This is a genomic window from Glycomyces sp. NRRL B-16210 (assembly GCF_000719515.1).
Lineage (GTDB): Bacteria > Actinomycetota > Actinomycetes > Mycobacteriales > Micromonosporaceae > Glycomyces.
In genome coordinates this window covers 230,069-243,317 of sequence record NZ_JOGR01000010.1, presented here as the reverse complement: position 1 = coordinate 243,317, position 13,249 = coordinate 230,069, and the positions used below count along the sequence as shown (strand labels likewise).

Annotated in this window: 14 protein-coding genes and 1 tRNA gene; 13 read left to right on the top strand and 2 right to left on the bottom strand. The window is 69.1% G+C overall.

Annotation, left to right across the window (positions count from 1 at the left end; translation table 11 throughout):
• Nucleotides 1–69 precede the first annotated feature (69 nt).
• Nucleotides 70–1,593: an MFS transporter gene (locus IF12_RS0115280; protein WP_035749180.1), complete on the bottom strand. Its 1,524-nt coding sequence runs from the start codon at nt 1,591–1,593 to the stop codon at nt 70–72.
• A 92-nt stretch (nt 1,594–1,685) separates the two neighbouring features.
• Between IF12_RS0115280 and IF12_RS0115275 the strand changes: the two genes are divergently transcribed.
• From IF12_RS0115275 to IF12_RS0115225, 11 genes are all read left to right on the top strand, one after another.
• Nucleotides 1,686–2,225: a TetR/AcrR family transcriptional regulator gene (locus IF12_RS0115275; protein WP_030159803.1), complete on the top strand. Its 540-nt coding sequence runs from the start codon at nt 1,686–1,688 to the stop codon at nt 2,223–2,225.
• Between the two features lie 31 nt (nt 2,226–2,256).
• Nucleotides 2,257–2,826, top strand: coding sequence for an NUDIX domain-containing protein (locus IF12_RS0115270; RefSeq protein WP_051704438.1), 570 nt, complete (start codon nt 2,257–2,259; stop codon nt 2,824–2,826).
• Between the two features lie 275 nt (nt 2,827–3,101).
• Nucleotides 3,102–4,223: an alanine dehydrogenase gene (ald, locus tag IF12_RS0115265; RefSeq protein WP_030159798.1), complete on the top strand. Its 1,122-nt coding sequence runs from the start codon at nt 3,102–3,104 to the stop codon at nt 4,221–4,223.
• A gap of 167 nt (nt 4,224–4,390) precedes the next feature.
• On the top strand, nt 4,391–5,320 hold the full coding sequence (locus IF12_RS0115260) for a ParA family protein (protein WP_030159797.1): 930 nt from the start codon (nt 4,391–4,393) through the stop codon (nt 5,318–5,320).
• Between the two features lie 78 nt (nt 5,321–5,398).
• Complete coding sequence (locus IF12_RS0115255; protein WP_051704437.1) at nt 5,399–6,265, top strand: ScpA family protein; 867 nt, start codon at nt 5,399–5,401, stop codon at nt 6,263–6,265.
• A complete protein-coding gene (gene scpB, locus IF12_RS0115250; protein WP_030159793.1) occupies nt 6,258–7,007 on the top strand; it encodes an SMC-Scp complex subunit ScpB in 750 nt (249 codons plus the stop codon). The genes IF12_RS0115255 and scpB overlap by 8 nt, the downstream gene beginning before the upstream one ends.
• Entirely contained in the window at nt 6,994–7,731 is a 738-nt protein-coding gene (locus tag IF12_RS0115245; RefSeq protein WP_030159791.1) for a pseudouridine synthase, read from the top strand. The genes scpB and IF12_RS0115245 overlap by 14 nt, the downstream gene beginning before the upstream one ends.
• Nucleotides 7,732–7,775: 44 nt before the next feature.
• Entirely contained in the window at nt 7,776–8,150 is a 375-nt protein-coding gene (locus IF12_RS0115240) for a YccF domain-containing protein (protein ID WP_030159789.1), read from the top strand.
• Between the two features lie 91 nt (nt 8,151–8,241).
• Nucleotides 8,242–8,919 carry a (d)CMP kinase gene (gene cmk / locus IF12_RS0115235; protein ID WP_030159787.1) on the top strand — a complete coding sequence of 226 codons (678 nt, stop codon included), beginning with the start codon at nt 8,242–8,244 and terminating at the stop codon, nt 8,917–8,919.
• The gene (der, locus tag IF12_RS0115230) at nt 8,912–10,285 is read left to right on the top strand and encodes a ribosome biogenesis GTPase Der (protein WP_030159785.1); all 1,374 of its coding nucleotides are present in this window, start codon (nt 8,912–8,914) and stop codon (nt 10,283–10,285) included. Before cmk ends, der begins: the two co-directional genes overlap by 8 nt.
• Nucleotides 10,286–10,375: 90 nt before the next feature.
• Nucleotides 10,376–10,449: transfer RNA gene (locus tag IF12_RS0115225), tRNA-Pro, on the top strand.
• Nucleotides 10,450–10,746: 297 nt separating this feature from the next.
• Here IF12_RS0115225 and IF12_RS25710 read toward each other — a convergent pair.
• Nucleotides 10,747–11,019 (bottom strand): hypothetical protein, encoded by a 273-nt coding sequence (locus IF12_RS25710; RefSeq protein WP_133884311.1) that lies wholly within the window; start codon nt 11,017–11,019, stop codon nt 10,747–10,749.
• A 107-nt stretch (nt 11,020–11,126) separates the two neighbouring features.
• Between IF12_RS25710 and IF12_RS0115220 the strand changes: the two genes are divergently transcribed.
• Both IF12_RS0115220 and IF12_RS0115215 read left to right on the top strand, forming a co-directional pair.
• Nucleotides 11,127–11,927, top strand: a complete 801-nt coding sequence (locus IF12_RS0115220; RefSeq protein ID WP_030159783.1) for a Nif3-like dinuclear metal center hexameric protein — start codon at nt 11,127–11,129, stop codon at nt 11,925–11,927.
• 59 nt (nt 11,928–11,986) lie between these two features.
• A complete protein-coding gene (locus tag IF12_RS0115215) occupies nt 11,987–13,168 on the top strand; it encodes an IS701 family transposase (RefSeq protein ID WP_081913664.1) in 1,182 nt (393 codons plus the stop codon).
• Nucleotides 13,169–13,249: the final 81 nt, after the last annotated feature.

Sequence of the window (13,249 nt, the reverse complement as noted above, 5' to 3'; positions counted from 1 at the left end):
AACGGCGGTGGCCGGAGCGAATCCGCTCTGGCCACCGCCGCCCTCGAACCCTCAAAGGACCCGGCGCGGTCAGGAACCCGCGACCGCCTCCGACCGCCTCGTCCGCAGCGCCCTACCGACCGCCACAGCGGCCACCAGCACCAGACCGGCCGCCAGCAGCGAGGTGACCCGCAACCCGTCCGTGAACGCCGTCTTCGCCGCCTCCAGCAGCGCCGCACCGGCCTCACCGGGCAACGTCCCGGCCACGTGCACCGCCCCGCCGAGCGTCTCCGACGCGCCAGCGGGGGCCTCGCCCAGCTCCGACCGGTAGATCCCGGTCGCCAGCGAACCCAGCACCGCCACGCCCATCGCGCCGCCCAACTCGTACGCGGTCTCCGAGATCGCCGCCGCCGCACCGGCCCTGTCGGCCGGAGCCGCGGTCACGACCGCGTCGTTCGTCACCGTTTGCACCATGCCCGAGCCGATCCCGATGAGCGCGAACGCCCCCGCGACCACGAAGGCGCCCTCGTGGACGCCGATGAGGTACATCGCCCCGAACCCGGCGACGATGAACCCCAGGCCGCCCACGATGATCGTCACCAGCCCGAACCGCGCCGCCAGCCGCACCGCGACCAGACCCGCCGCGACCGACACCGCCATGCCCGGCAGGAGCAGCAGCCCCGCCCGCATGGGGGAGTAGTCCAGCACCAGTTGCAGATACTGCGTCAGCAGGAACAGCGCCGAGATCATCGCGAAGACGATCATGAAGTTCGTGAAGATCGACGCGCTGAAGCGCCGGATCCGGAACAGCCGCACGTCGATCAGCGGATGCCGCGCCGTGAGCTGGCGCTTGAGGAACCCCCAGCCCGCGAGCACCCCGAAGACCAGAGCGGCCGCCGCCGCGAGCGAGAACCCGTGCTCGGCGACGCTCTTGATCGCGTACACGAACGGGAACATCGCCAAAAACGACAGGCCCACCCCGGGCCAGTCGAGCGAACCGGGCCGGTCGTTCTTCGACTCCGGCAGCAGCATCGGCGCGGCCACGAGCACCGCGATCGAGACCGGCACGGCCATGAGGAACACCGAGCCCCACCAGAAGTGCTCCAGCAGCCAGCCGCCGATGACCGGGCCCGCGGCCGAGCCGGCCGAGAAGCCCGCGCCCCAGATCGCGATGGCGAACAGGCGCTGGCGGGGGTCGGTGAAGAGGTTGCGCATGAGCGCCAGCGTGGTCGGCATGAGGGTCGCCCCGGCGACGCCCAACAGCGCGCGGGCGGCGATGAGGGTCTCGGCGGTCGGCGCGTAGGCGGCGACGACCGAGGCCGCGGCGAACGCGGCCGAGCCGAAGACCAGCAGCTTGCGCCGCCCGATCCGGTCGGCCACCGAGCCCATGGTCACCAGGAGCCCGGCGAGCACGAACCCGTAGACGTCCACGATCCACAGCAGCTGGGAGCTGGTGGGCGCGAGGTCCTCGGACAGGAACGGCACGGCGAAGCCGAGGACGGTCATGTCGATGGAGATGAGCAGCACCGGCAGCACCAGCACCGCCAGGGCCGCGCCCTGCCGGGCGCTGAGGCGGGCGCGGCGGGGCTCGGTCGCGGGCAGCGTACTGGCCATTGGTTCACTCTCTCTGTACGGGGAAGCACCGCTGATCGGCACCGATGAGTAACTATACCGTCCGGACGGTACAGTAGTCACCTGGAGGAAACATGAACGAGCCTGAGATCACCACGCGTGATCGGATTCTCAATGCGCTCCAAGGCATCCTCGTCGACGAGGGCAGCTCCGGCGTGACCCTGGAGAAGGTCGCCGCCGAGGCGGGAGTCTCCAAGGGCGGCCTGCTCTACCACTTCAAGTCCAAGTCCGACCTCTACGACGGCCTCGCCGCGCGCTTTCGCACCCAGGAGGAGGGCCACATCGCCAAGGCCCGCGAGACCGGCGCGGTCGAGACCTTCCTGCGCGTCTCGGGGGTCGAATCGGCCGAGTCCGCCGCGGGCCTGTGGGCCCTGCTGACGGCCATGCGCGGCCAGGACGGCCTCTCCGAGACCGCCAAGGCCGACGTGCTGTTCATCTTCGAGGGCTGGGCCGCGCTCCTCCACGAGCAGATCGAGGACCCCGTGACCGCCGAGATCGTCCGCCTCGTCGGCGACGGCCTGTTCCTCTCGGCCCTCTCCGGCGTGCCCCTCCCGTCCCCCGAGATCGTGAACGGCGTCCTCGAACGGCTCAAGGCCGCCGCGGGAGAGTCCTGAACCCGTCATCGGCGCGGACTAGTGTGGCCTCGTGCATGAGTACCGAGTTCTCGACAGCGAAATCATCCACCGCGGCTGGTGCTACGACCTGACCGCCGAGACCGTCGCGATGCCCGTCGAGGCGGACGCGCCGCCCAAGACCGCCCGACGCGAGTTCCTCGACCACTGCGGCGCGGTCGTCGCCGTCCCGCTCGACGAGCAGGGCCGCGTCGGCCTCATCCGCCAGTACCGCGTCCCCGCCAAGGAGCTCATGTGGGAGTTCCCGGCGGGCCTGCGCGACCTGCCCGGCGAGGACCCCGCCGAGGCCGCCCGCCGCGAACTCGCCGAAGAGGTCGACCTCCACGCCACCGCGCTCGTCGAACTCGGCGAGTTCTACACCAGCCCCGGCATCTCCAACGAGCTCATCCACTACTACCTCGCCACCGGCCTCGCACCCGTCCCCGAGGCCGAGCGCCACGAGCGCACCGACGAGGAGACCCAGATCGAACTCGTCTGGTGGGACCTCGACAAGGCCCTCGCCGCCGTCGCCGAGGGCGAGATCCGCAACGGTGTCTGCGCCCTCGCGCTCAACCTCACCCGACTCCACCTCGAACGCCGGTAACGCGAATCCGCTCAGGAAACTTCAGGCTCGCCGCTTCCCCGAACGGCGGGCCTGACGTTACGATCAGCGCGGAAGACGCCGTCCGGACCGGCCCACAAGGCCGTCCCGCAGGTGCCGCGACACCGAGTCGCGCGACTGTGCCGCGGAAGGCCCTGTTGCAGAAGGCCATGCCGCGGAAGGAATTGCGGGAATCCGGACGAAACGCGTCATAGACTGCCCGTGCGGGATGCCGACCGGCCCCGAACAGGCACAACGCTTCGGAAGGAACCCGCAACGTGAAAGTCGCCGTCCCCCGCGAGATCAAGAACAACGAATTCCGCGTCGCCCTCACCCCCGCCGGCGTCCACGAGCTGGTCGCCGCCGGACACGACGTCTTCATCGAGACCGGCGCCGGACTCGGCTCGGCCATCACCGACGACGACTACCGCCAGGCCGGGGCGAACATCCGGCCCGATGCCGACTCCACCTGGGACGCAGGCGATCTCGTTCTCAAAGTCAAAGAGCCCATCTACGCCGAGTTCCACCGGATGCGGCCCGGCCAGACCCTCTTCACCTACCTCCACCTGGCCGCGAGCGCCGAATGCACCGACGCGCTCCTCGAACACCACGTCACCGGCATCGCCTACGAGACCGTGCAGGCCGCCGACGGCCGCCTGCCCCTCCTCGCCCCCATGAGCGAGGTGGCCGGCCGCCTCGCCGTCCAGGCCGGCGCCTACCACCTCCAGCGGCCCGAAGGCGGGCGCGGCACCCTCATGGGCGGCGTCCCCGGGACCGCCCCCGCCAGAGTGGTCATCATCGGCGCGGGCGTCTCGGGCATGAACGCCGCCGCCATCGCCGTCGGCATGCACGCCGACGTCGAACTGCTCGACCTCAACCTCGACAAGCTCCACGCCGCCGACGACCTCTACCAGGGGCGCCTGCGCACCATCGTCTCCAACCGCTTCGAGGTCAAGCGCGCCTGCCGCGAGGCCGACCTCGTCATCGGCGCCGTCCTCGTCCCGGGAGCCAAGGCCCCCACCGTGGTCGACGACGAGGTCCTCGCCGACATGAAGCCCGGCGCGGTCCTCGTCGACATCGCCATCGACCAGGGCGGCTGCTTCGCCCACTCCAAGCCCACCACCCACGACGAGCCCGCGTTCACCCACGGCGGCAAGCTGTTCTACTGCGTCGCCAACATGCCCGGCGCCGTCCCGAACACCTCCACGTACGCGCTCACCAACGCCACGCTCCCGTACGTCATGAAGCTCGCCAACCTCGGCTGGGCCGCCGCGCTCAAAGCCGACCCGGCCCTCGCCCGCGGCCTCAACACCCATGCGGGGCAGGTCGCCAACGTGCCCGTCGCCATCACCCACCACCTGCCGCTCAAGCCGGTCGAACAGGTGCTCGCCGAACACTGAGGCCTCCTCGGGTCCCAGCGCCCCCAATGCACAGCGGGCGAACTCACGCCGGGTGCCTCGGAGTCTCCCAAGCCGTCGACAGCCTCGATACACTGACGTACAGTCGCTATGACAGGCAATGGTGAGACCCCCGGCACCCGGTGTCGACTCTTCACCCGGAGGCGGAAATGAGCAGTGTGGACAGCAACGACAAATGGGCGGCCCTGCGCGGGGCCGCGCAGGTGCCTCCCGCTGACGGCGACGGGGACCTGTCCTCGCCCGACCCCGAGACCTACACCGGCAAACGCGACATCCCCCAGCCCCAGCCCCTGGAGCGCCACGGGCCCGCCCGCGTCATCGCCATGGCCAACCAGAAGGGCGGGGTCGGCAAGACCACCACGACCATCAACCTCGGTGCGGCCCTTGCCGAATACGGCCGCAAGGTGCTCCTGGTCGACTTCGACCCGCAGGGGGCGCTGTCGGTCGGCTTCGGCACCAACCCGCACACGCTCGACCTGACCGTCTACAACCTCCTCATGCAGGAGGACGTCGACATCGACGACGTCATGGTCAAGACCAACGTCGCGGGCCTGCGCCTCCTCCCGGCCAACATCGACCTCTCCGCCGCCGAGATCCAGCTCGTCAACGAGGTCGCCCGCGAGCAGACCCTCGCGCGGGTCCTGCGCCCGGTCATCCCCGACTTCGACTACGTCCTCATCGACTGCCAGCCCTCCTTGGGGCTGTTGACGATCAACGCGCTCACCGCCGCCCACTCCGTCCTCGTCCCCCTCGAGTGCGAATTCTTCTCCCTGCGCGGCGTGGCCCTGCTCCTCGACACCGTCGACAAGGTCCGCGAGCGCCTCAACTACGACCTCGAACTCGACGGCATCCTCGCGACCATGTACGACTCGCGCACCACCCACTCGCGCCAGGTCCTCCAGCGCGTCGCCGAGGCCTTCGGCGACAAGGTCTTCTCCACCGTCATCACCCGCACCGTCCGCTTCCCCGAGACCACCGTCGCCGGCGAGCCCATCACCACCTGGGCCCCCGCCTCCTCCGGAGCCCGCGCCTACCGCCAGCTCGCAAGAGAGCTCATCGCCGCGACCGACAAGTCCTGACCCCGCCGAACGCCTTCCGCCCCAGGAAACCCAGAGTTCACCCGGTAGTGGCCGCAGGGCCCGTCTAAGCTTGCGTGCGTGACCGACCAGCAGCCGCCCCAGCTCCCGACCCAGCGGGAGGGCGAACCGGAGGAGGCCGAGAGCGGCTTCCACCTCCGGCTCGACAACTTCGAGGGCCCCTTCGACCTGCTGCTCCAGCTCATCGGCAAGCACAAGCTCGACGTCACCGAGATCGCCCTCCACCAGGTCGCCTCCGACTTCATCGCCTACGTCACCAACCTCGACGAGGCCTGGAACCTCGAGGAGACCTCCGAGTTCCTGCTCGTCGCCGCCACCCTCCTCGACCTCAAGACCGCCCGGCTCCTGCCCGGCACCGTCGTCGACGACGAAGAGGACCTCGCCCTCCTCGAAGCCCGCGACCTCCTCTTCGCCCGCCTCCTCCAGTACAAGGCCTACAAAGAGGCCGCCGGCGCCCTCGCCGGACTCGCCGAGTCCGCCTCGACCCGCGTCGCCCGCAACGTCGGCCTCGAAGACCGCTTCAAAGGCCTGCTCCCCGAACTCGTGCTCGACCTCACCCCCGAAGCCCTGGCGATCCTGGCCGGCAAGGCCATGAGACCCAAACCCGCGCAAGTGGTCGGCACCGACCACGTCCACATGCAGCGCGTCTCGGTCCGCGAGCACGCCGTCATCCTCAGCAGGCGCCTCAACCGCGTCCAGACCGCGACCTTCCGGGCCCTGACCTCCGACTGCGAGACCCACCTCGAAGTCGTCGCCCGGTTCCTCGCGCTCCTGGAGCTCTACCGGGAGGCCCTGGTCGGCTTCGAGCAGATGCAGGCCCTCGGCGAGCTGACGGTGCGCTGGCTCGGCGGCACCGCACCCGCCGAGATCGACGTCGACGAATACGCGGGAACACCGGAGACGGGGGAGGAACCCACGAATGAGTGAGCACCTGAGACCGGACGAGATCGCCGAATGGCGCCCGCCGTGGCAGCGCGAGGAGGGCGCGCCGGCCCGCGCGGACACGCCCGCCGACGAACCGGTCGGCGACACCGACGAGTACGCCCGCGCCGTCGCCGTCGTCCCCCAGCAGGCCGAGGACGAACCCGAAGACCAGGTCATCGACACCGTCCCCGTCCCCGAGGACGTCGACCTCGGCGCGGTCCTGGAGGCCATCCTCATGATCGCCGAGGAGCCCCTGACCGAGGAGTTCCTGTCCGCGGTATTGGAGCGGCCACGTTCACAGGTGCGCGAGACGCTCGGTCGATTGAGCGCCGAATACACTGGCGACGGGCGCGGATTCGATCTGCGTCGCCAAGCCGGCGGCTGGCGCTTCTACACCCGGGCCGATTACGCCCAGTACGTGGAGCGGTTCGTCACCGACGGCGCCTCCGCCCGCCTCACCAAGGCGGCGCTGGAGACGCTCGCCGTGGTGGCCTACCGGCAGCCGGTCACCCGGGGCCGCATCTCGGCCATCCGGGGGGTCAACTGCGACGGCGTCATCCGCACGCTGCTGGCGCGCGGCCTGGTCGAGGAGTGTGGGACCGACCCGGACTCGACGGCGACGCTCTACCGCACCACCACCCTGTTCTTGGAGAAGATCGGCCTGGACTCGGTCGACCAGCTACCCGAGCTGGCCCCGTTCCTGCCCGACGACGTGACGGATATCGAGGAAGATGAACAACGCTGACGCCGAAGGCATTCGCCTGCAAAAAGTGCTGTCCCAAGCCGGGATCGCCTCCCGACGGGCCGCAGAGGACCTGATCTCGCGCGGCAAGGTCAAGGTCAACGGCGAGCCCGCCCGCCTCGGCCAGCGCGTCGACCCCGACAAGGACGTCATCCACGTCTCGGGCAAACGCGTGATCACCGACGTCGACACCGTCTACTTCGCGATCAACAAGCCGCGCGGGGTCATTTCGACGATGGACGACGAAGAGGGCCGCCTGTCCCTGGCCGAGTACGCCAAGGGCATCGACCAGCGGGTCTTCCACGTCGGCAGGCTCGACACCGACTCCGAGGGCCTGCTGCTGCTCACCAACGACGGCGAGCTCGCCAACCGCATCATGCACCCCTCGCACGGGCTGCCGAAGGTCTACCGCGCGCAGGTCAACGGGATCATGGACAAGGCCACCTGGAACCGGCTCCTCGCCGGCGTGGAACTCGAGGACGGCCCCGCGAAGGCCGACAAGCTCAAGATCATCGACGAGCACGCCGGGCAGTCGTTGATCGAGATCACCATCCACGAGGGCCGCAAGCACATTGTGAGGCGGCTCATGGACGAGGTCGACCACCACGTCTCGCGCCTGGTGCGCACCGAGATCGGCCCGATCAAACTGCGCAACCTCAAGCCCGGGACCATCCGCAGGCTCACCCCCGACGAGGTCGGACTGCTCTACCGCGAGGTCGGACTCTAGCTGGCTGTACCGACAGACCCGTTTGGGCCGGTTAGGGTTTCAGCATGTCTCTCATTCTGAACGTCATCTGGTTCGTCCTGGCCGGGCTGTGGCTCGCGATCGGGTACTTCGTCGCCGGGCTGGTGTTCTGCGTCTTCATCGTCACGATCCCGTTCGGAATCGCCAACATGCGGCTGGCCGGATACGTGCTGTGGCCCTTCGGGCGCACCGTCGTCTACGACCGGTCGGCCGGGTGCTTCTCACTGGTCGGCAACATCCTCTGGCTGATCCTCTTCGGCTGGGAGCTGGCGCTGGCGCACCTGTTCACCGGTCTGCTGCAAGCGATCACGGTCATCGGCATCCCGCTGGCGATTGCGAACTGGAAGATGATCCCCCTCGCCCTGTGGCCCATGGGGGCGCGGGTGGTCGATCGCGCCTGATCCCGACCGGGCCGGGCGTTCGCCGTGGGGAGCGCGCGGCCCGGCATGATGTAGGTTTGCGTGGTTTGCAGTTGAAGAACGGAGCGCGATAGTGCCTGAGCAGAAGAGCGGACCGGTCGTCGCGATCGACGGCCCGTCGGGGGCGGGTAAGTCGACCGTGTCCAAGACCCTCGCGACCGCGATCGACGCCGCCTATCTCGACACCGGTTCGATGTACCGTGCCGCGACCCTGGCCGTCCTCAAGGCGGGCGTGGACCCCTCCCAGACCGCGCAGGTCACCAAGACGGTCAAGAACGCCAAGCTCGAGTTCGGGACCACCCCCGAGGACCCCTTCACCCGCGTCGACGGCGAGGACGCCGACCTGGCGATCCGCGGCGAGGACGTCACCAAGGCGGTCTCGGCGGTGGCCGGGAACAAGACGGTCCGCAAGTTCCTCATCGAGGAGCAGCGGCGGATCATCGCCGAAGCGAAGGCCGGCATCGTCGTGGAGGGCCGCGACATCGTCGAGGTGGTCGCCCCCGACGCCGACGTCAAGGTCTACCTCACCGCCGACCCGGTCGAGCGCGCCAAGCGCCGCGCGGCCGAGCTGGGCGCCGACGAGCAGGCGACGAAGCAGGACATCGAGCGGCGCGACAGCGTCGACTCGAAGACGACCAAGCCCCTGGAGGCCCCCGAGGGGGCCGTGGTGATCGACTCCACGACGCTGCCGATCGTGGAGGTAGTGGCCAAGATTCTGGCCTTGCTGAGCAACAGGGACATTGATGAGTGACGAAGCGACCTGGACCGAACTCGACGCCGAAGACGACGAGCGAGGTCCGGTCCCGACGGTGGCCGTGGTCGGGCGCCCCAACGTGGGCAAGTCGACCCTGGTCAACCGCATCCTGGGCCGCCGCGCCGCGGTGGTGCAGGACGAGCCGGGCGTGACCCGCGACCGGGTGGCCTACGACGCCGAATGGGCCGGGCGCGATTTCAGCCTGGTCGACACCGGCGGCTGGGACCCCGACGCCGAGGGCATGGCGAGGTCCATCGCCGCGCAGGCCGAGCTGGCCATGCGCACCGCGGACGTGATCGTGTTCGTGGTCGACTCGCGTGTCGGCCCGACCGACGCCGACGAGGCGGCCGTGCGCATCCTGCGCTCGACCCGCAAGCCGGTGATCCTGGTGGCCAACAAGGCCGACTCGGACCGCCAGGAGGCGGACGTCCACGAGCTGTGGAGCCTCGGCCTGGGCGAGCCGTTCCCGATCTCGGCCCTGCACGGGCGCAACTCGGGGGACCTGCTCGACAAGATCATCTGGGCGTTCCCCGAGGAGCCCACCGGGCAGCTCAAGGAGCGCGGGCCGCGCCGGGTCGCCCTCGTCGGGCGCCCGAACGTCGGCAAGTCGAGCCTGCTCAACCGCATCGCGGGGGAGGACCGGGCCGTCGTCGACAACGTTGCCGGCACCACCGTCGACCCCGTGGACTCGATCGTGGAGATCGACGGCGAGGACTGGATCCTGGTCGACACCGCGGGCCTGCGCAAGCGCGTCAAGTTCGCCTCGGGCACCGAGTACTACGCCGCGCTGCGCACCGAGGCGGCCGTGGAGGCCGCCGAGGTCGCCTTGGTGATGCTGGACGCCTCGGAGACCATCTCGGAGCAGGACCAGCGCGTGCTGACCCAGGTGACCGAGTCGGGCCGCGCGATGGTCCTCGTCTTCAACAAGTGGGACCTCGTCGACGACGACCGCCGCTACTACCTCGAAAAGGAGATCGACCGCGAACTGGCGCAGGTCTCCTGGGCCCCCCGCGTCAACGTCTCGGCGATGACCGGCCGCGCGGTCGAGAAGATCGCCCGGGCCCTGCGCGAGGCGCTCGAAGGCTGGGGCCAGCGCATCACCACCGGCGAGCTCAACCAGTGGATCAGCGCGCTCCAGGCGGCCACGCCGCACCCGACCCGCTCAGGCAAGGCCCCGAAGGTCATCTACGCGACCCAGGCGACCACCGAACCGCCGCGCTTCATCCTCTTCACGAACGCGCCGTTCGACAAGCAGTACCTCAAATTCATCCAGCGCCGCCTGCGCGAGGACTTCGGCTTCGTGGGAAGCCCCATCGACCTGGTGGTCAAACCCCGCGAACCGCGCAAGCGCCCCAAGAAATAACGCAAGCAACTTCACAGCGGGGACCTCGCCTCATCCAAGCCGGATCCCATGCGCTAAAGTTGTCACCGCTGCGGACAACGCGGCGGAAAACGGGCTGTGGCGCAGCTTGGTAGCGCACTTGACTGGGGGTCAAGGGGTCGCAGGTTCAAGTCCTGTCAGCCCGACAGAAGGTGCCTTATTTGAGGTTTGGGCACGAGAAGAGCCGTGACGGGAGTCGCGGCTCTTTTGCTGTCCACTGGGAAGGTCGGTCATGACATCCGTGCAGTAGCGGCGGAGCAGTTCGAGGGCATTGGTGAGGTCCGGGCGGTCGATTCTCAGGAGATTCGAAACAGGTCGAACCTGCAATGGGTTCGGCCTGTTTTGCTATGCGGGTCTGGTGGGGCCTTCGGGTCGGCCGGTGGATTGACAGTCGCGGCCCGGGTCGAGGGTCAGTTCGCGGAGGTTCTCGCCGGTGGTGATGTTCATGACGCGGATGCCGGGCTGGGCAGGCCGAGACGGGTGCTCTCTGCGTGGATGCCGACGAGTGGGGCGCTGAGATTACGTTCGATATCGACGCCGAGGGCCTTGAACGGGACAGGTAGAGGACGCGGCAGTCGCGCTTCGAGTCGGTGGGTCGCGGTGGCGAGGCCGTCGAGCGCGGAGAGGGTCTTGCCGGAACCGGTAGGGGCGATGACGAGACCGTCCCCGCACGCGAGCGCCTCGTCGCGACCACCGCAGCGTTCGCGGGGCGTCATTCCTGCCCGTTCCCGTGGGGGACGCCCGCTCGCCTTGGATAGTCTTGCCAGGACCGGGGTTCCCGCCGGAACCGGTGCGAGTCTCGAAAAGGGGTGCTCACGTGGCGATGACGGCGCACGACGTGGTGAATCTGGTTGATGTTCTGCTGGGAGTGCCTCGACGGGAGGCGACCGTCGACGAGTTCCTTGCAGGCGACCCGGATCAGGAGGTCCACGGCGTCGCTTTCACCATGATGGCCACGCTGGACGTGCTACAGCGCGCGGTTGCACAGGGCCTCGACTTGGTGATCTCGCACGAGCCGCTGTACTTCCACCACCGCGAGGAGTGGAGCGCGATGCTGGCGGCTGAGACCGACCCCGTCCACCGTGAGAAGTCGGCGTTCATCGCTGGGCACCGGCTGGTCGTGCGACGTCTCCACGACGCGGTGCACGACACGCGTCCTGACCGGATCGTCGCTGGAGCCGCACATGCCCTGGGCTGGCACGGTTTCGAACGCGCCGACTTGCCGACGGTCTTCGACATCCCGGCCACGACGCTCGGCTCGCTCGCCGAGCATGCGGCGCGGGCCTTCGGCGCCTGCGCCCTCCGTTACATCGGCGACCCCGGGCTGCCCGTCGCCGTCGCCGGCATCCATCCCGGCTTTTGGGGTTTCGAGAAGAACCGTGCCGTACTCGCCCTCCCCGAAGTCGATGCGCTCCTCATTGGAGAGTCGAATGAGTGGGAGACCGCCGCCTACGCCGCGGACGCTGTGAGCGCCGGTCTGGCCAAGGGGCTCATCGTCATCGGGCATGTGCCCTCCGAGCAGGAGGGCATGTCCGAGACGGCGGACCGCTTGGCGGGCATGCTGCCCGGACTCCCCGTCGCCTTCCTCCCCACCGCCGATCCCTTCCGCACCCTGCCTGGCTAACACGACAGCCGTAATCCGTTGTGCGGCAAGGTGTTTATCATCCTTCGGTGTTTGATGATATTGCGGTAGAGGACATCTCGGTGTGGAGCTCGGGGCTGGATGACGCGTTCGCGCAGGTTGCTGGCGTGTTCCGGACGGCGAGTGTGCGGTGGCGGGCGAGGGCGTATCTGACGGGGCTGCTGGCGCCGATCGAGCGGAAGACGGCTTGGCAGCTTTCCGAGGCGGCTGGGGATCCGAACCCCGATGGGGTGCAGTATTTCCTGGACCGGGCGGTGTGGGACGCCGGCACTGTAAGGGATCCACTCCAGTCCTATGTGGCTGATCACCTTGCTGGTCCCGGCGGGGTGCTCGTGGTCGACGAGACCGGCTTCGTCAAGAAGGGCCGCAGGTCGGCCGGGGTGCAGCGCCAGTACTCGGGGACCGCGGGCCGGATCGAGAACTCCCAGCTGGGAGTGTTCCTCGCCTACGCCGGTGAGAGCGGCCGGGCGTTGATCGACCGCGAGCTCTACCTGCCGAAATCGTGGATTGACGAACCCGACCGCTGCACGAAGGCCGGCATCCCGGCCGAGCGGGTTGCCGCCGGGGTACTGACCGAGCCCCGCCTGGCCGAGGCGATGATCGGCCGCGCCCTCGATGCCGGGGTCGAGGCCGGGTGGGTGGCCGCAGACTCAGCCTACGGACGCGACGGGAAGTTCCGCGCCTTCCTCGAAGCCCGCCGGATGCCCTATGTGGTTGAGGTGCCCGTGAAGCAGACCGTGGCTGACCTCGACGGGGACCGTCGAGTCGACACCCTGGTCGCTCGTGCGCCCGAGGAGGCGTGGCATACCGTCTCGGCCGGGCCCGGGGTCCGCGGTGAGCGGGAGTACGACTGGGCTTGGGCCACGGTCCCCAACTTCGGCGACGTCCCGATCGGCTTCGCCCGCACCCTGCTGGCCCGCCGCTCGCTCCCCGACCCCACCGACATCGCCTACTACCTGTGTTTCCACCCCGACTCGATCGACAGGGCCGAGCTCGTTCGTGTCGCCGGAGCCAGGTGGGCGATCGAGGAGTGCTTCCAAGCCGCGAAGAACGAATGCGGACTCGACCACTACCAGGTCCGCAAGTGGAACTGCTGGTACCGGCACATCTCCATGGCGATGCTCGCGCACGCCTTTCTCGCCGTCACCGCCGCCACCGACCCAAAAGCCCACGCGAGCTGGGAAACCTCACAGTCCCCGAAATCCGCCGTCTCCTGGCGATAGTCCTTCACCCCGCTCGCACCCTCACCAGCGCCCTCCAAGCCTCGTACTGGCGCCGCCGCCACCAGGCGCGCGCTAGACAAT

Coding starts and splice junctions, on each gene's coding strand:
- IF12_RS0115280 (WP_035749180.1), bottom strand. CDS start 1,593: ATGGCCAGTACGCTGCCCGCGACCGAGCCCCGCCGCGCCCGCCTCAGC.
- IF12_RS0115275 (WP_030159803.1), top strand. CDS start 1,686: ATGAACGAGCCTGAGATCACCACGCGTGATCGGATTCTCAATGCGCTC.
- IF12_RS0115260 (WP_030159797.1), top strand. CDS start 4,391: ATGAGCAGTGTGGACAGCAACGACAAATGGGCGGCCCTGCGCGGGGCC.
- scpB (WP_030159793.1), top strand. CDS start 6,258: ATGAGTGAGCACCTGAGACCGGACGAGATCGCCGAATGGCGCCCGCCG.
- IF12_RS0115245 (WP_030159791.1), top strand. CDS start 6,994: ATGAACAACGCTGACGCCGAAGGCATTCGCCTGCAAAAAGTGCTGTCC.
- IF12_RS0115240 (WP_030159789.1), top strand. CDS start 7,776: ATGTCTCTCATTCTGAACGTCATCTGGTTCGTCCTGGCCGGGCTGTGG.
- der (WP_030159785.1), top strand. CDS start 8,912: ATGAGTGACGAAGCGACCTGGACCGAACTCGACGCCGAAGACGACGAG.
- IF12_RS25710 (WP_133884311.1), bottom strand. CDS start 11,019: ATGACGCCCCGCGAACGCTGCGGTGGTCGCGACGAGGCGCTCGCGTGC.
- IF12_RS0115220 (WP_030159783.1), top strand. CDS start 11,127: ATGACGGCGCACGACGTGGTGAATCTGGTTGATGTTCTGCTGGGAGTG.